Below are 23,662 nucleotides of genomic sequence, written 5' to 3' on the forward strand. Positions count from 1 at the left end.
ACATGAAAGAAATTCTAAGGCGGGCCATCACAGGAGTAATTTATGTGGTACTCCTTATGGGAACAGTATTTTTGAGCTCCGATGCCTTTGACTTTCTTTTTATGGTTTTTGGCCTGGCCTGTTTGTACGAGTTTAAACGGATTGTACATCTTAAAAACTATTACGTTTATGTGGCCTATTTGGCCCTTTGGTGGGCCTTTATCTACTTTGTGGAGGACAAATTGCTTATTACCGCATTAATGTTTCTGACCATCACGGTGGATTTGGCGCTATTGGCATTTCTTTTTTCCAAACAATCGCAAACCTTCAATACCCTTCAAAAATTTTTGATAGCTGTTCTATATCTCGGTGGTGGCTGTATCTTCTTAACCATGATCCCCTATAAACAGGATAGTTTTTCCCAATTTTTGATCATGGGTATTTTTATTTTGATATGGGTAAATGATACTTTTGCCTATCTGGTAGGGCGAAGTATTGGGCGAACGAAGCTTTATCCTTCAGTTTCTCCAAAAAAAACTGTGGAAGGTTCTTTAGGAGGTCTTATTTTTGCATTGGTTGCAGCTTACTTCCTAGCTAAATACGAAACAAGTTTAGACTTGATGCAGTGGATGATCTTGGCCACTGTGATCGTAATTGCAGGAAGTTTGGGGGATTTATTGGAATCCAAATTCAAGCGCGTGGCGCAGGTAAAGGACAGTGGGGCCATTTTACCCGGACATGGAGGTATCTGGGACCGACTGGACAGCTTGGTTTTTGCAGCACCATTTGCATATTTGACACTTAATATATTTTCATATGTTTCATAAAGAAGGCCAAAAAATAATTGTTACCACATTTTTTCTTGTTGTGGCCTTGATACTTGTTGCCCAATTTTATGTAAGCCCGGAATGGCTGCGGTTTGTTGTTCAAATTGTCGCATTGGTCCTTTTGATTTTGGTATTGCAATTCTTTAGAAACCCGAAAAGACCTGTTACCCCAAATTTCGACGAAATATTGGCCCCTGTAGATGGCAAAGTTGTGGTCATTGAAGAGGTGGAAGAACCTGAATATTTTAAGGAAAAACGCAAGCAGGTCTCCATTTTTATGTCACCTGTGAATGTGCACGTTACCCGCTACGCTGCGAGCGGTACTGTTACCTATTCCAAATACCATCCAGGAAAATATTTGGTGGCCTGGCACCCAAAATCGAGCACGGAAAACGAACGGACTACAGTAGTGCTCCATACCCCAAAATTCGGAGAAATAGGCTACCGGCAGATTGCAGGGGCACTTGCACGCCGCATTGTAAACTATGCGGAGGAAGGGGAGCAAGTTACCCAAGGACAGGATGCCGGATTTATTAAATTTGGTTCCAGGGTCGACCTTTTGTTGCCCTTGGATTGTGATATTTCGGTTAAATTGAATCAGAAGGTTGTCGGTGCAAAAACCTGCATTGCCTCGTTAAGACAAAAAGATGACTGATGATGAGCTACATAAAAAATTTGAAGAGGCCGTAGCATTCCTCAACAGCTATACCCATCCACTCCCGGCAGACTTGTTGCTAAAACTCTATGCCTATTACAAGATTGCGAATAAGAATTTCAGTAACCCCGGAAGCAAGACTCCCTTGATCAATGCCTTTAAGGCCAATGCATTGATACAAGCCCAAAACATTAGCGTGAATGACGCGATGAAGAACTACATTGAACTCGTGGAAAAGGAAGTCAAGAAAAACGACCCAAAATCCTAGTCTTCCATTTCCACGACCCTGGTTTTTGATAGGGTATCGTGCCACCCAATGGCATCTTTACCTAAAAACGAAAAGGCTTCGAACGGAATCATTCTGCAAAGACTGCGGATTACAATATCGGTAAAGGTGGGTTTGTCACCATTCTCCATGACCACTTTGGTTTTCGTAAAGAACTTACCAATGGTCCTTCCTGTGAATCCTTCAAAAAATACATAGTATACAAATAAAAGAATAGCACCAAGAGCGTAGTCCTTCATTTTGTTATCATCCAACAAAAGATAAAGCTTATCTGGAGCAAAATGGTTAAGGACCAATCCCAAGACACCTCCTACCAGGGCACCCAAGCCAATAATAAACAAATAGTCAATCAGATAATTGATAAATCGCTTGGTACCGCTCGCAGTATGCAAATGGGTTCCTTGTGAATGCATACTTCCGAAGCTTCTGGCGGACAGATTCGGATCCTTTTCGTAAGACGGACATTCGAATTCAAAATCGGCTAGCTCGTTTGTCAATCCGCAAACAATGCCTCTTTCAAAGTCATTTTTCCGATGGGTGCAAATTTTGCAAAAGGTCAGTTGTTGTTGTCTATTCATGGTTGGGTATGAAGTTATCTCTGACAAACGCTCGGAAATTGCCTTTCATTGTGCAGTGATGGTCCTAATTAAAAAATTAGCTAAAGCGCCAACTGCCCTTTGTCCTGAGCTGGTCTTTCAAAATAGGTGAAATAGACACCCCCCAATACAGTGATTAAAAAATAAAATGCAACCAGATAACTCCCTAAAAACACATGGTCATTGATTCCAAACCAATCGCCAGTCCAATAAATAAGGACTAAACCCGCAATACTTCTAAATACCTCGATCCAAACTGCATAACTATCCCTGTCCATCAAAGAGGTATACCCGTATACCCCCATAAAAACAAAAGCCCCAAACAACAGTAGTCCATTTACCCCTATTTCGGAAAAATTATAGAACATGAACAACATCAATCCCGTATTGCACAACAATTGAAAAATGGAATACCCTTTTAAGGCAGTGGAGGATTTGGGCATGTACTTTCTAAAATTGTACACGTTTTCAATAATTTCCACGGGGTACTTTTCTTTGACATCGGAAGGACGCCAACCCGTAGGCATAAACCAAATCCGAAGTTTGTCCCAATAACTTTGGGTTCGCCAAGCATCCTTTAACAATCTCCAAATATGCTGAAAATTGATTAGGATGGGGTTCCATGTGCTCGCTGGTTTAAGTACACCATATTGGGGCGGCACATCATCCAGTTCTTCTTGAAACGTTCCGAACATGCGATCCCAAAAACTAAAAATCTGCCCTAGGTTCTTATCAATATATTCTGGATTAATAGCGTGATGTACCCGGTGTTGGGAAGGGGTAATGATCACATACTCCAACCATCCCATTTTCCCAATATGTTGGGTATGGTACCAGAACTGGGCGAATAGATGCAAAGGGGCCAATATGGCCACAACCTTGTTCGGAACTCCCAAAAGTGCCGCAGGAATCATCAAAAGGGGGAAATAAACCAAAAGATTGGAAATGGACTGTCGCAAGGCGCAGGCCAAATTAAATTCCTCGCTGCTATGGTGGATCACATGTTGGTTCCAAAAGAAATTGATACTGTGGCTGAGCCGATGATTCCAATACCCGGCAAAATCCAAAGCCAAAAAACCGATGACCCACACCAGCCATGTTGCCTTGATCTCCATGAGGGCCAAGTGTTCCAACAAAAAGGGATAGGTCACCAAAGCAACCCCCAATTGCAGGGAGTCTTTTACCACATTGGTCAAACCGGAGCTTAAACTGCTCACGGTATCCATGACATTGTGTTTTTGGTTCTTTACATAATATCCATAAATCACTTCGAAAAGCACCAATCCCACGAAAAAAGGGATGGCATAAAGCAAGGCCGTAGCGTAAGATTCCATAGCTTTAAAGATATAAAAACCAAACAAAAAATGTCCCTAAACCGGCTCCACAGCAACCACGATGGATTTACTTACCGGTGTTTGGCTTTTATCTGCATACAACCCTATGGGCACTAGGATATTGGTTTCTGGAAAATACGCACATAGATTCGAGGACGGAATATTATAGGGTATTAGCTTGAAGTTTTGGGCCCTTCGTTCCTGGCCATTATAGCGGCTAACCAAATCGACAATTTGCTCGGCTTGCCAACCGTTTTTTTCCATATCCTTCGGATTCATAAAAACTACCCTCCGTTCTCCATGGATGCCCCTATACCTATCATTTAGGCCATAGATGGTGGTATTGAATTGATCATGGCTTCTTACGGTCATCAAAAGAAATTCATCAGGCTTTAAATGAATGTCGGGAAGGCCGCAAATGGAAAATTGTGCCCTGCCCCCCGGTAACTTGGAAAAATCGGCTTCCCGAGCATTGTTGGGCAGATAAAATCCAGAGCCTTCCGATCTATTGGCATAATCCTGATATCCTTTGAGCACCGAAGTTATTTTCTCCCTGACCAAATCGTAATCACTTCCCAACCGGTTCCAATCAATGGTGGATTCACCCCCAAAATAGGCATCTGCTATCGCCGCCACAATTTCCGGCTCGCTTCTTAATTGGTCGCTCGCAGGTTTAAGTCTGCCTTTACTCTGGTGTACTTTGCCCATGCTGTTTTCCACAGTCACAAATCTTCCACCGTCTTGTTCTGTACGGCCCAAAGTGGGCAGGATCAAAGCGGTTTGCCCGGCGGTCAAATGTGTGCGGTTTAGTTTGGTGCTCACCGAGACCGTTAAATTACAGCGCTGCAAGGCCTCGGCCGTATACACTGTGTCGGAAGCTGCGGAAACAAAATTTCCACCTAAGGCCACAAATACCTTGGCTTTTCCTTCATACATGGCTTGAATAGCATGTACCGTATCCAAACCTTCGTGCATAGGCGGGTCAAAATCAAATTCTTTTTTTAATGCCTCGTTCAATGGTTTCGAAACATGATGCATAATACCCACACTCCTATCTCCCTGCACATTGCTATGGCCCCTAACCGGGCAAGTTCCCGCGCCTTTTTTGCCAATACTCCCTTTTAGCAGTAGTAAATTGACGCATTCCTTGATGTTGTCCACCCCATTTTTATGTTGCGTCAGTCCCATGGCCCAACAAATGATGATTTTGGACCTTTTGGCCAACAATTCGACCGCCAAATCCACATCAAAGGCGTTTACACCAGATTGATGTAGCAAATCTGCTTCGTCATATTGCTCCAGGTCCTCCATAAAAGATGGAAACCCCAGGGTTTTTTCAGCGATAAAGTCATGATCAAATACCTTTTCACCCGCCTTCTCTCTTTTGTACAACCGTTTCATGATGAGCTTGAGGAGCGGAACATCCTGGTTAATTTTTACTTGGAGAAATACATCGGTCAATTGGGTTCCCTTTCCCAAAATTCCATTAAGTTGTTGCGGATTTTTGAATCTGTTTAGACCACTTTCTGAAAGTGGGTTTACCGTAATGATCTTACCTCCATTTGCCTTACATTTCTGAAGTGCTGTAAGCATCCTGGGATGATTGGTGCCTGGGTTTTGCCCAATGACCATGACCACCTCAGCCTCCTCAAAATCTTCCAATACCACCGAACCTTTACCAATCCCTAGGGTTTCAGAAAGGGCGACCCCGCTAGATTCATGGCACATATTGGAACAATCGGGCATATTGTTCGTACCGAAAGCCCGCGCAAACAGGCCATAGAGAAAGGCCGCTTCGTTACTGGAGCGACCCGAGGTGTAAAAAACGGCCTCATCCGGACTTTGCAAGGTCTTTAGATGTTCACCTATCGTTTCAAATGCCTTATCCCATGAAATAGGTTCATAATGGGTCTCCCCTGGTTTCAAAATAAAAGGTTCGGTAATCCTACCGCTTTTCCCAATTTGATAATCGGTCCAAGTGGATAGCTCTTCCACCGAATATTTCTGAAAAAATTCCCTATCTACCCTTTCAAAAGTGGTTTCCTCGGCAATGGCTTTCACACCATTTTCACAATACTCCCCCAGCTTTGAGGGTTTGTCGGGGTCCGGCCAAGCACATCCAGGACAGTCAAATCCTTGTTTTTGGTTCATTCGGGACAAAGTCTTTATGGACCGGAACAGTCCAGATTCCTTGTTCATATGCTCCAAGGCCACCTTCACGGCGGGCACCCCTGCCGCATAAGGCCTAGGTTCCGACACTTTTAACTCGTTAAAGGAGATATCTCCTGTCACTGAAATGTTACGTTTTCCTTCTTTACCCATAACCCTTGCAAAGCTTTAGCTTAAAGATAACGATTGCCGTCAATTATTTGAATCATTGGTATCCATTGCTTATTATAATATAAAAACACTGCCTCAATAAAAAAGCCTTCCCAACTTAGTTGAAAAGGCATTTTCTATATGAAGGAAACCTATGATTTCCTTTACAATCTTAATCGGAATCCAGAGAATTAACCAACGATGTCCAAGGGGTCGGTATTCTTCCAACCTCCCCTTGTAAAATCAGGGAAAGGTTGTGGTGCTCCCCCACTTGCAACGGAACGCTCACTCAAAGGAGCTACTGCGCTCCAAAAACAGCCTTCGTAAACATTTTGATCTAGGGGAAGACCTTTTTGTAGGCATTCCACAATACGGTACATCATAATGCCGTCCATACCGCCATGGCCACTGTGTTTTGTACTCTCATTCAACCTTTTGTACAGGGGATGATCGTATTTCTCGTAAATGGCCGCAAGCTTTTCACCCTGAACCCAAGAATGGTGGTCCTTGGTAATGCCCTCTACGCCTCCTTCAAAGGCCACACGGGTTGGAAATCCGGCCAAGGCTCCCTTGGTGCCTTGAATCAGGTTTAATCTACTATACGGTCTGGGGCTGGTTTCGTCCCATTGTACCATCAAAGTTCTTCCCAAAGCGGTTTTGATGATGGAAGTATTTAAATCCCCTCCCTGAAAATCAAGCTTGTTCCATTTGTGGTCGGCCGGGTAGTTCTTTTTGGCATAAGAAGCCCTTCCCAATGCAGGGGTGGAAAAAGAGACCAGACTTCCAAAATTGTCATCGGTTCTACCTAGGTTCATGTATTGGGCAACCGGACCTAATCCATGAGTAGGATACAAGTTTCCATTTCTTTTGGCATAATGAGGTGTTCTCCATGATCCAGTTCCTCTTTCCTGTTGATTCATTTGGCCCCTTAACTCGTGGATATAGGCAGCCTCTCCATGCAATAATTCTCCTATGGCACCTTGTCGGCACATGTTCAAAAACATGAGTTCAGCTCGACCGTAGTTCACATTTTCCATCATCATACAATGCTTCTGGGTACGTTCCGAAGCATCAACAATGTCCCACATTTCATCCAAGGTGACCGCAATTGGAACCTCAACAAAGGCATGGGCCCCTTGTTCCATGGCTTCAATGGCCATAGGTGCATGGCTGACCCAATTGGTCGCTATAAAAACAACATCGGGCTTTACCTCGGAAAGCATCTTCTTCCATTGGTTCTCATCTCCCCAGTATTGGGCAATGTTTTTGTGCCTTTTTTTACCGGCAACTTCCTTGACCAATGATGTCTTTTTCTTCACGTTGTCCTCGTATAGGTCGCAAATGGCCACCACCTCTGTTCCTTCCAATGCGGCAAAAGACCTTACATGGGTACCTCCTCTTGCGCCCACTCCGATAAATGCTGCACGTACCTGCTCCAATTTCGGAGCGGCATGGTCGCCCATATAGCTAGATTTTGAAGGTCTTTCAATATTCGCTTTTAATGCACTTGGAAGTAAGGAGACCGCCGCTGCAGACAAAGATGTTTTCTGGATAAATTTCCGCCGATTGATGTTTTTCATGGTGATTTATATTTTGGATGTTAACGTTAACACTATTGAATTTCGAATGTATGAAAAAAATGACACTTGTTCCATCCCATTTGCCAAAATGCACCTCTGGTTTGCAGGATTTTAACTTATTTTGGGTGGAAAGTTGGGCGATTTATGCCCAACAAAGTCAATTTGTTTAAAAACCATTGTCAAAAAAACGCTCTGTTCCCAAAACCTTATTTTAGAACCCGGCTCAGGAAATCTTCTTTAAAGGCTCTTCCAATAGGAATTTTACTGCCATTTTCAAGATAAATCAGGTTACCCTGTAACTTTTCAATTTGATGAATATTGACAATGTGGGATTTATGGGTTCGTATAAAAACTTCATTTGGAAGGGATTCCAACCAATATCGGAGGGGTTCGCTGGACAGATATTTTTTTTCAATGGTCACTACCTCGGTATAATCGGAATCGGAATCTATATGCAGAATTTGCTCCAAATATATCTTGATATGTTCGTGACCGGATTTAATATAGATGTGCTTCTTTGACATTTCCATTGATGCAGAGGCATCGAGAGTTGATCTCGTATCCTTGTCCGTGGGTACCTTGGCAATGGCTCTTAAAAATCTTTGGAACGAAAAAGGTTTTAGCAGGTAGTCCACCACATTGAGGTCATAACTTTCCAAGGCGTACTCGGAAAATGCCGTTGTAAGTATAACATGGGGCGGGTTTGGCAAGGACTTTAAAAAATCAAGTCCTGAAATTTTTGGGAGATGGATATCCAAAAACAGCAAGTTGATTTGCTCCGATTTTAAGAACTCCATGGCTTGCAAGGCATCAGAGAAGACTCCTTTTAGTTCCAACGAATCCACATCCTCGATAAATTTTCTCAGGATGCGCTGGGCCGGTGGTTGATCTTCAATGATAATGCACTTCATGTACTAAGCTTTCTCCAATTCCATGGTCAGCACCACCGAAAATTGATTATCACCTTCTTTCACTTGGAGCTTGTGCCGCCCAGGATAGAGCAGATTCAAGCGTTTTTTTACATTCTTTAGGCCAATTCCGTTCGCTACGGAATCCAAATTTGTATTCGGCTCAAAGTTATTGTTGCATTCAAATTGGAGCTGATTACCTTTCTGACTTACGTTTATATCAATTTCGATGTTCGAGGACTGCCCGGACTGGCTATGTTTGAAGGCATTTTCAATGAAAACAATCAAAATCAAGGGAGCCACCTTGAATCCAGACTTGATTTGATCAACTCTAAACTGAACCTTTCCCCTGTCCTCGATTTGCAACCGGTACAACTTGATAAAATTACCTAGTTGTTCCAATTCTTTTTTCAAAGGGACATATTTTTCCTTGCACTCATATAGCATATAACGCAATACCCCGCTCAACTCCAATATAATCTCCGGGGTTTTCGGAGAGCTTTCCAAGGCGTATGAATACAGGTTGTTTAGGTTATTGAATAAAAAATGTGGGTTAATCTGCGAGCGGAGAAATTGCAGTTCACTCTCCTGCATGGCCCCTTGTAACTCGTCTATAAGCTTTTGTTTTTGTAATGCATCCCACCCAAATTTGAATCCGCATAAGATGGCGATAACCGGCACAACCTCAAACAAAGCATAGTAAACCCCTGGAAAAGCTTGGGCTCGCTTGGTTCCCGGGAAAAAAATCTGTTCCAGCACCAATTCTTCCAACAGAATTACACCTACAATAACGAGGAGGACACTTCCAAAAAACTTCCAATGCTTTTTTTGGTACAAAAATTTAGGCATCAAATAGTAGGTAATCACCACGCCAGCAAGTATATAGCTTATGAAAAATGTTATCTCATAAATATCAATTTCCGGATGTCTTCTATCGTAGGAATAGAACAAAAAGACCAGCAAGTGCAGGACAATCTGAAAAATGAGCTCTTTGCGTGGAATCAAACCTTTAATTTTATTTGCGACCAAAATTATCTGCCATAAGGTAACAAAAGAAAAAATATGCCTTCAACAACCAAAAGAATGCGGTGAACAGCACTTCGACCCAAATTCAGATAGAGTATGTCGATTGCGGTAGAATGCCTGTTGTTCGCAGAATTTACAGCTTGGATTATGAGATTCCATATCATCTTTGTCGTAGTCAATTAAAAAGTATCACATCGGTTATGAACCAAAAATCGTTTTTCCTTTCTATTCTTTGTATCGCCTTTACTATTTGCGCTATAGAGGCACAGCAAAAAAGCACTGTGTTCACCGGTAAGGTCGTAGATAAAACCACAGGACAGCCGGTGGCCTATGCTACAGTAATGATAGCCGACAACGATACACAACAAGGTATATCAGGAACAACCACCTTGGAAGATGGTTCCTTTGAATTGGAAACTACTGCTACCAACTATTACCTCGAAATTAGTTTTATAGGTTATCAAAAGAGAACGCTCAAACCCCGACAAGATGTGGGTGGTAAGGTTGATTTAGGCACCATTGAAATATCGGAAGACGCGCAGCAACTGGAAGAAGTAGTCGTAGAAGGAGAAGTCTCGAAAACCGTATTTAAATTGGATAAACGGGTATTTAACGTGGGTAAGGACTTGAGCAGTACCGGAGCCAGTGCCTTGGAAGTATTAAACAATGTCCCCAGTGTGAATGTGAACATCGAGGGACAAATCAGTCTACGTGGAAGTCAAGGAGTTCAGGTGCTTATCAATGGAAAGCCGTCCATTATATCCAGTGACGAAAGCAATGCCTTAGGCACCATTACCGCAGATATGATCGATCGTGTGGAAGTCATCACCAATCCTTCCGCAAAGTACGATGCCGAAGGAACTTCTGGGATTATCAATATCGTTATCAAAAAGGAACAACGGAAAGGTCTAAACGGGTCTGTTTCCGTAAACACCGGTGCTCCTGACAGTCATAGTGTTGGGATTAGCCTAAACCGCAGGACTGAAAAATTCAACTTGTTCACTCAATTGGGTGCGGGCTACCGTGAAGGACCCAACGAAGTGGAAAGCAGGAATACCGATTTGGTGAACAATACCTCTGTGATTACCGCAGGTGAAGAATTCCGGAATGAAACCTACTACAATTTTGTTTTGGGCACGGACTATTATTTTGACCCTACCAGTGTTTTGACCTTATCTGGGAATTTTGCCTTAGAAATAGAAGATCAGCCCTCCACTACCAATTTTGCGACCTTGGAAGGCGACCAAACGGTAACTTCTGAATGGGAACGAACCGAGGTCACGGATGCCACCAATCCCAAATTCAGATATGAACTGCAATACAAAAAGGATTTTGAGGGTAATGAGGACCATACTTTACTGTTCAGTGCATTGGGGAATTTCTTTGGGAAAGATCAATCTTCTGAGTTTACGGACACTACTATTTCTGGAGCAAACAATGATGATTCCCAGTTAACTCGAACAGATTTCAAGGAAGCTGTTTTTACGTTCAAATTGGATTACACCAAACCGTTTACCGACGAATGGACCGTGGAAACAGGAGCACAATACGTAATCAATGATGTGAGTAACGATTATGAGGTACAAAATTGGATCAATGGGGATTTTGTGATAGACCCAGGATTAACCAACAATTTTGAATTTGACCAAAAGGTTTTAGGTACCTATGCAACCGGAGCCTTTGAAGGCAAAACTTGGGGATTGAAAGCTGGAGTGCGATTAGAGCAAACCAATTTGAATACCTTGTTGACCAACACCGGTGAAGATAATTCCCAGAATTACACCAATTTGTTTCCAAGTGCTCATTCTTCCTATAAATTCTCTGAGAAAGTTTCGGTACAAGCAGGATATTCGAAGCGCATTTATAGACCACGGCTTTGGGATTTGAATCCGTTTTTCAACATTAGAAACAACTTTAACATCCGCCAAGGGAATCCCAACCTCATGCCAGAGTTCACGGATTCGTACGAACTCACAGGTATCTTTTTTGTTGGAAAAACGGCATTGAATTTAGGTATTTACCATAGATATACTACCGACGTTATTGAGCGTGTTTCTACATTTGAGAACAATGTAACAACCCGAAAACCTGAAAATATTGGAACCAACAGGACAACTGGGATTGAATTCAATACCAAATACAGTCCTGCAAAATGGCTGACTTTGAATGCAGATTTCAATTATTTCCAGTTTACAAGAGAAGGCACCTTTGAATCAACTGTTTTTGATTTCAATGCCGACCGATGGACCTCCAAGTTAATGTCCAAAGTAAAATTTCCAGCAGACATCGATATGGAGGTAACCGGAAATTACCGATCCAGCTACCGGACTTTCCAAGGTGAAACAAATGGATATGCCTATATGAACATGGGATTACGCAAAAAATTGATGAAAGGCAAAGCCATCCTGAATTTAAGTGTCAGAGATGTGTTTGCTTCCCGAATCAGCGAGAGTGAGATAGCCCAGGCGGATTTTGAATCTTATAGCCGTCGTTTACGTGGGCGTTTTATAGCCTTTGGCTTTAGTTATGGTTTTGGTAAGGGTGAGGCAATGCAGTACTCGGGTGGAAGAAGACGCTAGGTAGCAGGGTTTAAATTCCAAGCCCCAAATTCCAAGCACCAAGCTCCAAAATCCAAAATCCAAAATCCAAAATCTAAGTACGAAGCACCAAACTCGCATGGACAGTTAACAACTTTCAATTTTTCATTTTTAATTTTCCATTGCTAACCAAGCTCCAAACTCCAAGCTCCAAGCTCCAAGCTCCAAGCTCCAAGCTCCAAACAAATAAAATCAAAAACAGATTTAGGAAATTACCCCAAACTTGCTAAGCTCTTTTCCAAGGTTTCAATCTTGGCTTCGGCATCGGCGGCTTTCTTTTTCTCCATGGCCACCACTTTTTCCGGAGCGTTATTGACAAAGCGTTCATTGCTGAGCTTCTTTTGTACCGATTGTAAAAACCCTCGGGTATAGTTCAGCTCTTCGGTAATTTTCTTGATTTCGGCCTCAATATCAATAGCACCACCCATAGGAATAAAATACTCGTTGCTTTTTACCCTAAAGCTCAATGCGCCATCTAAAGGAGCTTCTACCATTTCAATATTTGTAAGGTTACCCAGTTTTGTGATAATGGCATCCATAGCGCCACTTATTTTTTCGCTATTTAAAACGAAAAGTTCAAGGGCTTCTCTTTGAGGAATATTCTTTTCTTTTCGGATGGTTCTTATTCCGGATATTACTTCAGAAGCAAAATCAAAACCTGATATCAAAGAAGTGTTGGCCTCTTCCATTGTTGGCCATTGTGATACAATCAATGCTTGTTCGGGAGTACGATCCGCAATATGCTGCCAAACCTCTTCGGTCAAAAATGGCATAAATGGGTGCAGCAGCTTCAAATTTTCTTCGAACAAACGGATTACTGCGTTATAGGTAGTTCTATCAATTGGACTCTGGTACGCGGGTTTTACAATTTCCAACAACCAAGAGCAGAAATCATCCCATACCAGTTTGTAAATCGCCATCAGAGCATCTGAAATTCGGTACTTGGAAAAATGATCTTCGATTTCCGCTACGGTCTGGTTAAGCTTGGCACTATACCAATTAATTCCCGTTTTGGCAGCTTCCGGCTGTGGAATATCCGCTATTTCCCATCCTTTTACCAGACGAAATGCGTTCCAAATCTTATTCGCAAAGTTTTTCCCTTGTTGACAAAGTGCTTCGTCGAACATCAGGTCGTTCCCGGCAGCGGAGCTCAATAAAAGTCCAACACGAACCCCATCAGCACCAAAATCCTCAATTAACTTTAGTGCATCCGGAGAATTTCCAAGTTGTTTGGACATTTTTCTGCGCTGTTTGTCCCTTACCAAGCCCGTCAGGTATACATTTTCAAAAGGACGTTTACCTTGGTACTCGTACCCAGAAATAATCATTCTGGCCACCCAAAAGAACAGGATATCGGGTCCAGTTACCAAATCGCTGGTGGGATAGTAATACCCAATTTCCTTGTTATCGGGCTCCAAAATTCCCCCAAAAACACTGATGGGCCACAACCATGAGGAGAACCAGGTGTCCAGAACATCTGCATCTTGACGTAAATCGGATGCTTGGATGCTTGGATTTTTGGATTGGGCCTTTGTGAGAGCTTCTTCCTTAGTCTCTGCAACCACAAAATCATCCTTCCCATCCCCAAAGTAATAGGCTGGAATTTGCTGGCCCCACCACAATTGACGGGAAATGTTCCAATCCCGAATATTTTCCATCCAGTGGCGATAGGTGTTTTCAAATTTTTTGGGGTACAGCTTAATATCATTAGTCTTCAGCACCCCTTCGAGGGCAGGTTTTGCCAAACCTTCCATTTTTAGGAACCACTGATCGGAAAGTCTCGGCTCGATTACGGCTTTGGTCCGCTCCGAGGTGCCCACTTTGTTGGTATGCTGCTCGGTCTTTACCAAGAAGCCTTTTTCTTCCAATTCCTTTGAAATCTCCTTTCGGACCACAAATCGGTCCTTTCCTTGGTAATGCAGTCCATAGGAATTCAGGGTTGCATCCTCGTTAAAGATGTCCACAACTTCCAACTTGTGCTTGTCCCCAAGGTTCTTGTCGTTTTCATCGTGGGCAGGAGTTACTTTCAAACAACCTGTACCAAACTCAATATCCACGTATTCGTCCTCAATAATGGGAATTACCCGGTTGCAAATGGGTACAATGGCTTTTTTGCCCTTCAAATGGCCATATCGTTCATCATTTGGGTTGATACAAATGGCCGTATCTCCTAAAATCGTCTCCGGTCGGGTTGTTGCAATGGTCACTTTTTCATCAGAACCTTCAATTTGGTAGGCCAGGTAATACAGTGTCCCCTGACGCTCTTCGTAGATTACCTCTTCATCCGAAAGGGTTGTTTTGGCTTGTGGATCCCAATTTACCATTCGATATCCGCGGTAAATCAGGCCTTTTTCATACAAATCCACAAAAACCTTGATCACAGAGGCTGACATATCGTCATCCATCGTGAATTTTGTTCTATCCCAATCGCAGGAACAGCCCAATTTTTTAAGTTGCTGGAGGATAACGCCCCCATATTCGTTGGTCCAATCCCAGGCGTGGTTCAAAAACGCTTCCCGCGTCAAATCGGCCTTGTCAATGCCCTCATCTTTCAATTTGGCCACCACTTTGGCCTCCGTTGCGATGGAAGCATGGTCCATTCCGGGTACCCAGCAGGCATTTTTACCCAATAATCTAGCTCTTCTGATCAACACATCTTGTATGGTGTTGTTTAGCATGTGCCCCATGTGCAAGACCCCGGTAACATTTGGTGGCGGAATTACAATGGTAAAGGGCTCCCTTTCATCTGGTTTTGAACTAAAATAGTCATGCTTCATCCAGTAGGCATACCAGTGCTCCTCTACCCTATTGGGCTCATATTTTGATGGAATTTCCATTTTTCGGTATAGTTTTTGACTTATTTGGACCTGGATTGGATTTTTGAAGGAGAGTCGCCATGTTAATTTAACGCAATTCTTCGGCTGAGAGCCAATCCTGAAATACGAAACAAAAATAAGTAACGTTATTACATAACAAAAGAATTTTGGAAGCAGGTGTGAAAACATCTACTTTTGATATTCACCCAAAACTAGAAATGATGAAAAAAACTGTACTCATGTTGTTTGTAGGGCTTCTTTCCCTAGGAATTTATGCCCAGGATGCTACAGCAAAGATTGAATTTAAGAACGAGACCATTGACTATGGTGAAATTGAAAAAGGTAGTGACGGTGTTCGGGTTTTTGAATTTACCAACACGGGAACTGCTCCCCTTGTGATCAGTAATGTAAAATCGAGCTGTGGGTGCACGATTCCAAAAAAGCCAGAGGCACCTATCTTACCTGGTAAGACAGGACAAATTGAAGTAAAATACGACACTAAAAGGGTCGGCCCCATTAGAAAGGCCATCACAGTAACATCCAACGCGGACACCCCTACAAAGGTGCTTAAAATTAAGGGCACCGTAAAGGCGGAAGGCGCGAAATAAAGAGTATATAAAGCAAAGAAAAAGCCCCGGAACCGGGGCTTTTTTATTTTAGTCGAATACCTTTTTCAGTACAAAGGAGAAGAGCAAGTCTCGATTATAGCGTTCAATGAGCACGCGCACCCGTTTTCCTTCCCGCTCGTTAAGCATTTTTAGTACTTCCTGAAGTTTATATCGATGTATTCTTTTTCCGTTGACGGCCAAGATCACATCACCAGCCTGAAGTCCGGCTTCCGCAGCAGGGCTACCGGCCCTAATACCGGATACAATAATCTCAGGCACTAAACTTAATCGTGTTTTGTTTTCCAGCAAAATCTGGACATTTCCAAAGTTTGATTCGTCGTTTTGAACCACACCCCTGAAATCCGCAATACTCTCAGCTATATAACGTAATCCGTTGTGCTGCAAGGCAATTCCAGCCATATTGTATTGAAATGGGGCCCTAAAGTTGCCATTCTTTTTCAATGTAACCTGCCCTCTTCTGTAATCAAAAACGATGTTGAAACGCTTTAGAATCTCCCCGCCAACACTACCATTTCGATCCCCTAGATTTTTAATAAATCCGAATGACTCCCGATAGGGGAAGGCAGCTTTGGCATCTTTGAGCTCAAAATCTCCAATTTTGATACCGTTCACCTTCGCCCGCTTTCCAAAAATGTCGCCGCTAAGGCCTCTACCGAGATAATCCTCGTAATTTTTTTCTGGGATATTCAGGCCCTTTTCGGGTTGGTGAAACAGCCATAATGCATCACTACTACCTGTATCCACCAACAGTTTTACCGGAACATCGTCCTCATCCTCCATCAATACGGTACCTTCCACATATGCTTTCTTCCGTTCTATGGTAATGGGGAGCGTTTGTGATCTGTTGCCCCTGGAAGGTTTGTACAAATCCGGGTTATGCAGTTTTAGGGTTTCCGCTCCGTAGTTGACTTCCACCACAAAATCCCGAAAAAGGTCGTAACCTAAAATGCCATGGACCGGAATTCCCAGGGAAGTGGAAAAGTTGATTTCCTTGTCCAACACCACGTATAAATCTTGATTGTAATTCTTGGCCTTGCCCAATTTAAAGGTATTACCCATAGAGCTCAAGGCCTTCATTGGCTCACCATCCCCAAGTCCCCTTATAGTCACTTCGGATACATTATTGATTTGGATGGAGTCTTGATCGGACAGGTTGAATAAAATGGGTTTGCTGACCCCGGAATCCAGCACAAAGGTCAATTCCGCCCCATTTATTTCCACAGGGATTATAATAAGGTTATTGATCATTTTAAACCCAACTCTCTCGAACTTCTGATGCTTGGGCAACTTAAAGCCCTGTGCCGAAACCAAAAATGGTGTCAGCATCAAAAAAAGCGCAAAAATTAGCAGGTTTCTTTTCAATTTTCTTAGTCAAAACGGATTATGCTTACTAAATATACAAATTAATGGTAGACGTTTGTTTTAATTTAACATTCCGATAACCCCCTAAATATTGCTCCAATGAGTTGTTTGCCAGTGTTGGTTTTCTCATTTTTGCCTAAAATTTAATGCATGCCAAGAATTTCTGAAAAAGGGAAGCTGATGCCCGCCTCCCCCATTCGTAAATTGGTTCCCTATGCCGAAGAAGCCAAAAAAAGGGGGACACATGTCATCCATTTGAATATTGGACAACCGGACATTAAAACGCCTGCGGTGGCCTTGGATGCTGTACGTAACCATGCCATTGAAGTTTTGGCTTATAGCATGACAGAGGGTTCCGAGACCTATCGCAAAAAGATTTCGGATTACTATGCCAAGAACCAGATACAGGTTGAGGCACAAGATATTATTGTTACCACCGGGGGTTCCGAGGCCCTATCCTTTGCCATGGGCACCATTATGGACAGCGAGGATGAAATAATAATTCCTGAACCCTTTTACGCCAATTACAATGGCTTTGCCACGGCATCCGGAGTAAAGGTGGTTCCCATTGTCTCCAGTATTGAAAACAACTTTGGTCTGCCCCCGATCTCGGATTTTGAGAAGTTGATCAGCCCAAAAACCAAGGCAATCTTGATTTGCAATCCAGGAAATCCTACGGGGTACCTGTACAGCAAAGCGGAAATCCAGCAACTGGCCGGCCTTGCCAAGAAGCACAACCTCTTTTTAATTGCGGATGAGGTATATCGGGAATTTGCCTATGACGGCAGGGAACACTATTCCATTCTGCAGGAACCAGGATTGGAGGAATATGCCATTATGGTAGATTCTGTTTCCAAGCGGTATAGCATGTGTGGTGCGCGTATCGGATGTTTGGTGTCCAAGAACAAGGAGGTGATTCAAACCGCCTTAAAATTTGCCCAAGCGAGATTGTCCCCACCCACTTTTGCGCAAATAGCCAGCGAAGCTGCCTTGGAAACCCCACAGTCTTACTTTGATGCCGTAATCACGGAATATGTGGAACGCAGAAATATATTGGTTTCCGAGCTTCAAAAAATTGAAGGAGTCAAGGTGGCGGTGCCACAAGGTGCATTTTATTGCGTTGCTGAACTCCCTATTTCCAATTCTGATGATTTTGCCCAATGGCTATTGGAAAAATTTGAAATGGACGGGGCAACCGTTATGGTCGCTCCTGCTGCTGGGTTCTATGCAACACCCAGATTGGGAAAAAACCAAATCAGGATAGCCTATGTACTTGAAAAGGAGGAATTGGTAAAAGCGGTCCGAATTTTGGGTGCTGCTTTACAAGCGTATAACGAGTAGTGGAAATTAAGGAAAACACATCCCTAAAAGATTATAACACCTTTGGCATAGACGTCAAGGCCCATTCCTTTGTGGAAATCAATGGGCTTGCGCAGTTACAGCGGGTTCTGGAGTTACAGGCGTATCCCAACAAATTTATTTTGAGCGGTGGAAGCAACATTCTGCTTACCCAAGATGTTGATGCCTTGGTGATGCACATCAACTTAAAGGGTATTTCGGTGGTTGAGGAAACCGAGAATGAGGTGCAGGTAAAGGTAATGGCTGGTGAAAACTGGCACGAGCTGGTCCTGTGGAGCTTGGACAAGGGTTACGGAGGTTTGGAAAACCTCTCCCTAATCCCAGGAAACGTGGGCACCGCACCAATACAAAATATAGGGGCGTATGGCGTGGAGTTGAAGGATGTGTTTGTGAGTTGTGCGGCCATGGAATTGGCAACCATGGAACTTATTGCTTTTGACCACGAAGCCTGCAAATTTGGATATCGGGACTCCTATTTTAAGAATGAAGGCAAGGGAAAATTCATTATTACATCAGTGACCTTGCGGTTGACCAAAAAAGATCATCAACTGAATACCGGGTATGGGGCTATTGAAGGGGAGCTGAAGCAAAAAGGGGTGGTGTACCCGAGTATTAGAGACATTTCCGATGCCGTGATTTCAATCAGACAAAGTAAACTGCCCGACCCCAAGAAACTGGGAAATAGCGGAAGCTTTTTCAAGAACCCGGTTATATCCAAGAACACTTTTGAAAAGTTTCAAAAAAAGCATCCGGAAGCCCCTTTTTACAAAGTCGATAAGAATCAATACAAGATTCCGGCAGGATGGCTCATTGAGCAATGCGGATTTAAGGGGGCCCGTTTCGGGGACGCTGGGGTGCATGAAAAACAGGCCTTGGTATTGGTCAACCACGGAAACGCATCAGGTCAGGAAATCTTGGAATTAGCGAAAAAAATCCAATCAGAAGTTTCCAATAAGTTCAAAATCAACATTTCTCCGGAAGTGAATATCATAAAATAACCCCTGCATTGCATCAATAACAGGGGTTATACCAAACCAAACTAACCAAAATTTTAAATCCTCTACGAGGTTTATTCTTTTCTAATATTTTTTCGCCGTCGAATAATCGATTTTCTAACTTAGCGTTACCGTATATACGAGATAAAGTTTATTTTAGATTTTTACCCCCAAAAAATTTAGCCAACAATCCCTGAATGAGTACACTAATTGAAAGACATATTGTTTCCTTGCTCGCTGAGAAGGACGATAAGGCCATATCACTTTTGTACGATAATTACGGGGATACTCTGTTCGGGGTGGCCTACAAGGTGGTAAAGGATGAAGAATTGGCCCAAGACGTACTTCAGGAGAGTTTTGTGAAAATCTGGAAGAAAGCCGATTCTTATGATGCCTCCAAGGCCAAATTGTTCACATGGTTGTTTCGAATTACCAGAAACACGGCCATCGACAAACTCAGAAGTATCAACAATAAAGCAGACAAAGAAGTCCAAATGGACGTTTCTGACGTATATAACCTAGGAGTAAGTGGCATTAAGCCCGAATTTATGGACGTCCAAGAGAACTTGGACAAAATTGAGGATAAGTACCGTATTGTGCTGGAAGCCCTGTTTTTTGAGGGCATGACGCAGCAAGAAGCCAGTGACGAACTTGAAATTCCGTTAGGGACCATCAAGTCCAGATTAAAAATTGGTTTGCGGGAGCTCGGCAAAATTTACGGCACCTCAATGGCACTTCTCCTGCTAATAAATTTATGGTTATGAAAGAAAAAGTACAACGATTTCTGGATTCCGATATATTGGAAAAATACCTTATTGGGGATATCTCTAAAGAAGAGGCCCTTCAAGCTGAAAGGTATATTGCTATGTACCCGGAAGTCCGGGAAACCTATAATCATCTGCAAGACAATTTAGAGGCCTTTGCTAAAATGTATGCCCGAAATACCCCTGAAGGTCTAAAAGAAATCATTTTGCACAGTGCCAAAAAGGAAAAGGCGGTAAGCCGAAGGTTTTTCAGCTATGGGATTGCGGCCAGCGTTGCCATTTTGATCCTAGCTGGTGCTTCGTACTTCTTCTGGAACCAAAACCAAAACCTACAAAAGGAAAATACCTTGGTGACCAATCAGATAAAATATCTGGAGGAAAACATGAAAAACCAATTGGAGGATGTTCGTAACCAATTTATTGTACTGAACAACCCCGCTACCAAAAGGTATACCTTAAAAGGAAAAAAGGAAGCCAAGGAACTTAAGGCCATTGCTTATATCAATCCTGTAAAAAAGCTGTCCTATATCAATGTGAGCAACGTACCGGAACTCCCGGAAAACAAATGCTTCCAGATGTGGGCCGAAGTCAATGGGGAATTGGTCAACCTTGGTGTTATCAAACAGTTTGAGGACAAGGACAAGCTTTTGGCCCTTCCTTATGCAGATAATGCCATTGGTTATATTACTATTGAGCCTGAAGGTGGGAACACTTCGCCAACCGTCAAGAATATAGTGGCAAACATCAACTATTAAGATTTTGTTTAAAATAGCCTAGCCTTCCACCGCTTTAACAGGGTATTTTGTACCTTTGCACAAAAGCTGGAATATGAAGTTAGCACTACTGACCATCGGTCTCTTAGGGCTTGCCTTTGCAGGCATAGCCATAAAGATTTGGTCCAAAAAGGACGGTAAATTCGCCGGTACCTGCGCAAGCCAAAACCCGTATTTGAACAATGAAGGTGAAGCCTGTGGTTATTGTGGTAAACTTCCCAGCGAACAGGAATGCAAAAAAGATTCCGTTCCTGAGCTGCAATAGCGCATTTAACCACCTCGGTAATATCTCGATTTTTTGAACAAAACGGAGCAATCCATCAAGGAGAACATTCAAAAAGCCAAAAACGGCAATCAAATGGCCTTTAGCCTGCTATTGGATTCCTTTTGGAACGAAGTGTATGCCTTCCAGTTGGCGCGCACAAAGAATGAGAACGATGCCGAGGACATTACCATTCGCACTTTTTCCAAGGCCTTCGATAAAATTGATTCCTATGACGAATCCTATGAATTCAAGACCTGGCTCATCACCATTTCCAAAAACCTCCATGTAGACCTCATTCGTAAGCGGAAAAGGAGCCTTTTGGACGAAATGGACAACCATGGGGACGAAGTAAGAAAGGTGCTTGACGAATCCCCCTCCGTGGAAGACCAGTTGATCACCGAACAAAACCTGACCAACCTCCTTCGCGACATAAAAAAGCTAAAGCCGCACTATCAAAAAGTCATTAACCTGCGCTATTTTAACGAATTGAGTTACGCGGAAATCGCCAAAGAACTCAACGAACCTGTCAATAATATTAAGGTAAAACTGCTGCGCGCAAAGAAACTTTTGGCGGAGATTATCCAAAAGCATTAGCCAACAATCCAAAGCATAGGTTTCATACCCAGTTTCGTATCTTTGCACTTCAAATTTCTTGTATGAGCACAGTCACTGAACAAAACGTTCTCCCTCCGAAAGGAAAGCCAAAATGGCTTAGGGTAAAGCTTCCTACCGGGAAAAAATACACCCAGTTAAGGGGTTTGGTGGACAAATACGACCTACACACCATTTGCACATCGGGAAGTTGTCCCAATATGGGTGAATGCTGGGGCGAGGGTACGGCAACCTTTATGATTCTGGGCAATATATGCACCCGTTCCTGTGGTTTTTGTGGGGTTAAGACCGGTCGACCTGAGAGTGTGGACTGGGCGGAGCCCGAAAAAGTGGCTCGATCCATCAAGATCATGAACATTAAACATGCTGTGGTTACATCAGTGGACCGTGACGACCTTAAGGATATGGGGTCCATTATCTGGGCTGAAACCGTCAAGGCCATCCGAAGAATGAACGCGGAAACCACCCTGGAAACCCTTATCCCCGATTTTCAAGGTATCGAGACCCATTTGGATCGTATTCTTGAAGCGGCCCCTGAAGTAATTTCCCATAATATGGAGACCGTAAAAAGGCTCACCCGGGAGGTACGCATCCAGGCCAAGTACGACAGAAGTCTTGCCGTATTGGACTATCTCAAGAAAAATGGGGCTAACAGGACCAAATCGGGCATTATGCTAGGCCTTGGGGAAATGGAGGAGGAAGTAATACAGACCATGGAAGATCTTCGCAAGGTTGATGTGGATGTGGTTACCATTGGACAATATCTTCAACCCTCCAAGAAACACCTTCCCGTTAAGGAGTTTATATTACCGGAACAGTTTAAAAAATATGAGGAAATTGGTTTAAAAATGGGCTTTAGACATGTGGAGAGTGGTGCTTTGGTAAGATCCTCGTACAAGGCCCACAAACATATCCATTAATACCAACCCCCACATATTTTACCACAATGAAAAGTATCAACATTGGCATTAACGGCTTTGGACGTATCGGGAGAACACTTTTTAGATTGCTCCAAAACCACCCCAATATCAATGTGGTGGCCATTAACGACCTTACCGATGCCAAAACTCTTGCCCATCTTTTAAAATACGACAGTATACATGGCACCTTGGGGACTGCGGTTATTGCGAACGGGAATTCCATCAGTGTCAATGGCCAAAGTACCGTAGTGTTAAACTATGGACATCCGCAGCATATCAATTGGGCAGCCCATAATGTTGACCTTGTTGTAGAGGCCTCTGGGAAGTTTAAGACCCGCTTAGACCTTGATTATCATGTTAAAAACGGCGCAAAGAAGGTTATTTTATGCGTTCCTCCCACAGATGAGAGCATAAAAATGGTGGTTTTGGGGGTCAACGAGGACATTCTTGGGCCAGACGATACGATTGTCTCCAATGCATCGTGCACCACTAACAATGCTGCACCAATGATCAAGGTGGTCAAAGAGCTTTGTGGGATTGAACAGGCCTATATTACCACCGTGCATTCTTATACATCCGACCAAAGCTTGCACGACAGGCCACACCGCGATCTTCGGAGGTCACGGGCAGCTGGTCAATCCATCATACCAACCACTACCGGAGCAGCAAAAGCGCTGACCCGGATTTTTCCTGATTTATCCGAAGTAATAGGGGGATGTGGTATAAGAGTACCTGTACCGAATGGTTCTTTGACCGATATAACCTTCAATGTCAAAAAAGATACCTCAATTGAAGAAATAAACAGTACTTTTAAGTATTACGCCAATAACGACCTAAAAAACGTACTGCATTTCACCGAAGACCCCATTGTTTCCATCGATATAAACAATAGTTATTATTCTTGTACGTTTGATTCTTTGATGACCTCCGTTATTGGAAAAATGGTGAAAATTATCGGATGGTACGACAATGAAACTGGATATTGCTCCAGAATAATTGATTTAATAGCTTTATATATAAAGAAAAGTTACGTTTGACCTCGAATCTTCTATACAAACAT

General features: G+C 43.0%; 21 protein-coding genes. 13 read left to right on the top strand and 8 right to left on the bottom strand.

Features of this window, described 5'->3' with window-relative positions; genetic code table 11:
- Positions 1-2 precede the first annotated feature (2 nt).
- From M3P07_RS16130 to M3P07_RS16140, 3 genes are read left to right on the top strand one after another with little or no spacing between them, the layout of a single operon-like run.
- Entirely contained in the window at positions 3-806 is an 804-nt protein-coding gene (locus M3P07_RS16130) for a phosphatidate cytidylyltransferase (RefSeq protein ID WP_249970953.1), read from the top strand.
- Positions 796-1,461 carry a phosphatidylserine decarboxylase family protein gene (locus M3P07_RS16135; RefSeq protein ID WP_249970954.1) on the top strand — a complete coding sequence of 222 codons (666 nt, stop codon included), beginning with the start codon at positions 796-798 and terminating at the stop codon, positions 1,459-1,461. The genes M3P07_RS16130 and M3P07_RS16135 overlap by 11 nt, the downstream gene beginning before the upstream one ends.
- On the top strand, positions 1,454-1,729 hold the full coding sequence (locus M3P07_RS16140; RefSeq protein ID WP_249970955.1) for an acyl-CoA-binding protein: 276 nt from the start codon (positions 1,454-1,456) through the stop codon (positions 1,727-1,729). The genes M3P07_RS16135 and M3P07_RS16140 overlap by 8 nt, the downstream gene beginning before the upstream one ends.
- Here the strand turns inward: M3P07_RS16140 and M3P07_RS16145 are convergent.
- The 6 genes from M3P07_RS16145 to M3P07_RS16170 all read right to left on the bottom strand — a co-directional run bounded on the left by M3P07_RS16145 (position 1,726) and on the right by M3P07_RS16170 (position 9,489).
- Positions 1,726-2,325, bottom strand: coding sequence for an RDD family protein (locus tag M3P07_RS16145; RefSeq protein WP_249970956.1), 600 nt, complete (start codon positions 2,323-2,325; stop codon positions 1,726-1,728). The two genes, M3P07_RS16140 and M3P07_RS16145, sit on opposite strands and share 4 nt — an antisense overlap.
- An 80-nt stretch (positions 2,326-2,405) precedes the next feature.
- On the bottom strand, positions 2,406-3,677 hold the full coding sequence (locus tag M3P07_RS16150) for a sterol desaturase family protein (RefSeq protein WP_249970957.1): 1,272 nt from the start codon (positions 3,675-3,677) through the stop codon (positions 2,406-2,408).
- Between the two features lie 36 nt (positions 3,678-3,713).
- Entirely contained in the window at positions 3,714-5,999 is a 2,286-nt protein-coding gene (locus tag M3P07_RS16155) for an FdhF/YdeP family oxidoreductase (RefSeq protein WP_249970958.1), read from the bottom strand.
- 188 nt (positions 6,000-6,187) lie between these two features.
- Positions 6,188-7,576, bottom strand: coding sequence for a Gfo/Idh/MocA family protein (locus M3P07_RS16160; protein ID WP_249970959.1), 1,389 nt, complete (start codon positions 7,574-7,576; stop codon positions 6,188-6,190).
- Positions 7,577-7,782: 206 nt separating this feature from the next.
- A complete protein-coding gene (locus M3P07_RS16165; protein WP_249970960.1) occupies positions 7,783-8,487 on the bottom strand; it encodes a LytR/AlgR family response regulator transcription factor in 705 nt (234 codons plus the stop codon).
- A gap of 3 nt (positions 8,488-8,490) precedes the next feature.
- The gene (locus tag M3P07_RS16170) at positions 8,491-9,489 is read right to left on the bottom strand and encodes a sensor histidine kinase (RefSeq protein ID WP_249970961.1); all 999 of its coding nucleotides are present in this window, start codon (positions 9,487-9,489) and stop codon (positions 8,491-8,493) included.
- An 83-nt stretch (positions 9,490-9,572) separates the two neighbouring features.
- Here M3P07_RS16170 and M3P07_RS16175 point away from each other — a divergent pair, with 83 nt between their 5' ends.
- Positions 9,573-12,089 carry a TonB-dependent receptor gene (locus tag M3P07_RS16175; protein WP_249970962.1) on the top strand — a complete coding sequence of 839 codons (2,517 nt, stop codon included), beginning with the start codon at positions 9,573-9,575 and terminating at the stop codon, positions 12,087-12,089.
- 230 nt (positions 12,090-12,319) lie between these two features.
- On the opposite strand, the gene M3P07_RS16180 is transcribed toward M3P07_RS16175, so the two are convergent.
- Complete coding sequence (locus M3P07_RS16180) at positions 12,320-14,944, bottom strand: valine--tRNA ligase (RefSeq protein ID WP_249970963.1); 2,625 nt, start codon at positions 14,942-14,944, stop codon at positions 12,320-12,322.
- Between the two features lie 197 nt (positions 14,945-15,141).
- Between M3P07_RS16180 and M3P07_RS16185 the strand changes: the two genes are divergently transcribed.
- The gene (locus M3P07_RS16185; RefSeq protein ID WP_249970964.1) at positions 15,142-15,531 is read left to right on the top strand and encodes a DUF1573 domain-containing protein; all 390 of its coding nucleotides are present in this window, start codon (positions 15,142-15,144) and stop codon (positions 15,529-15,531) included.
- A 48-nt stretch (positions 15,532-15,579) separates the two neighbouring features.
- Here M3P07_RS16185 and M3P07_RS16190 read toward each other — a convergent pair whose 3' ends face one another.
- A complete protein-coding gene (locus M3P07_RS16190) occupies positions 15,580-16,878 on the bottom strand; it encodes an aspartyl protease family protein (RefSeq protein WP_249970965.1) in 1,299 nt (432 codons plus the stop codon).
- 186 nt (positions 16,879-17,064) lie between these two features.
- On the opposite strand from M3P07_RS16190, the gene M3P07_RS16195 reads away from it, so the two are divergent.
- The 8 genes from M3P07_RS16195 to gap all read left to right on the top strand — a co-directional run bounded on the left by M3P07_RS16195 (position 17,065) and on the right by gap (position 23,639).
- Complete coding sequence (locus tag M3P07_RS16195) at positions 17,065-18,255, top strand: pyridoxal phosphate-dependent aminotransferase (protein ID WP_249970966.1); 1,191 nt, start codon at positions 17,065-17,067, stop codon at positions 18,253-18,255.
- Positions 18,255-19,271: a UDP-N-acetylmuramate dehydrogenase gene (murB, locus tag M3P07_RS16200; RefSeq protein ID WP_249970967.1), complete on the top strand. Its 1,017-nt coding sequence runs from the start codon at positions 18,255-18,257 to the stop codon at positions 19,269-19,271. Before M3P07_RS16195 ends, murB begins: the two co-directional genes overlap by 1 nt.
- A 194-nt stretch (positions 19,272-19,465) precedes the next feature.
- Complete coding sequence (locus tag M3P07_RS16205; RefSeq protein WP_249970968.1) at positions 19,466-20,032, top strand: RNA polymerase sigma factor; 567 nt, start codon at positions 19,466-19,468, stop codon at positions 20,030-20,032.
- Positions 20,029-20,787 carry an anti-sigma factor domain-containing protein gene (locus tag M3P07_RS16210; RefSeq protein ID WP_249970969.1) on the top strand — a complete coding sequence of 253 codons (759 nt, stop codon included), beginning with the start codon at positions 20,029-20,031 and terminating at the stop codon, positions 20,785-20,787. The genes M3P07_RS16205 and M3P07_RS16210 overlap by 4 nt, the downstream gene beginning before the upstream one ends.
- A gap of 73 nt (positions 20,788-20,860) precedes the next feature.
- Positions 20,861-21,070: a membrane or secreted protein gene (locus M3P07_RS16215; RefSeq protein WP_249970970.1), complete on the top strand. Its 210-nt coding sequence runs from the start codon at positions 20,861-20,863 to the stop codon at positions 21,068-21,070.
- Positions 21,071-21,103: 33 nt separating this feature from the next.
- Positions 21,104-21,664 carry an RNA polymerase sigma factor gene (locus M3P07_RS16220; RefSeq protein ID WP_249970971.1) on the top strand — a complete coding sequence of 187 codons (561 nt, stop codon included), beginning with the start codon at positions 21,104-21,106 and terminating at the stop codon, positions 21,662-21,664.
- Positions 21,665-21,726: 62 nt separating this feature from the next.
- Positions 21,727-22,602 carry a lipoyl synthase gene (lipA, locus tag M3P07_RS16225; RefSeq protein ID WP_249970972.1) on the top strand — a complete coding sequence of 292 codons (876 nt, stop codon included), beginning with the start codon at positions 21,727-21,729 and terminating at the stop codon, positions 22,600-22,602.
- Between the two features lie 26 nt (positions 22,603-22,628).
- A complete protein-coding gene (gap, locus tag M3P07_RS16230; RefSeq protein ID WP_249970973.1) occupies positions 22,629-23,639 on the top strand; it encodes a type I glyceraldehyde-3-phosphate dehydrogenase in 1,011 nt (336 codons plus the stop codon).
- The last annotated feature ends 23 nt before the right edge of the window (positions 23,640-23,662 follow it).

The sequence above is a fragment of the Flagellimonas myxillae genome, assembly GCF_023502235.1.
Taxonomy (GTDB): Bacteria; Bacteroidota; Bacteroidia; order Flavobacteriales; family Flavobacteriaceae; genus Flagellimonas; species Flagellimonas myxillae.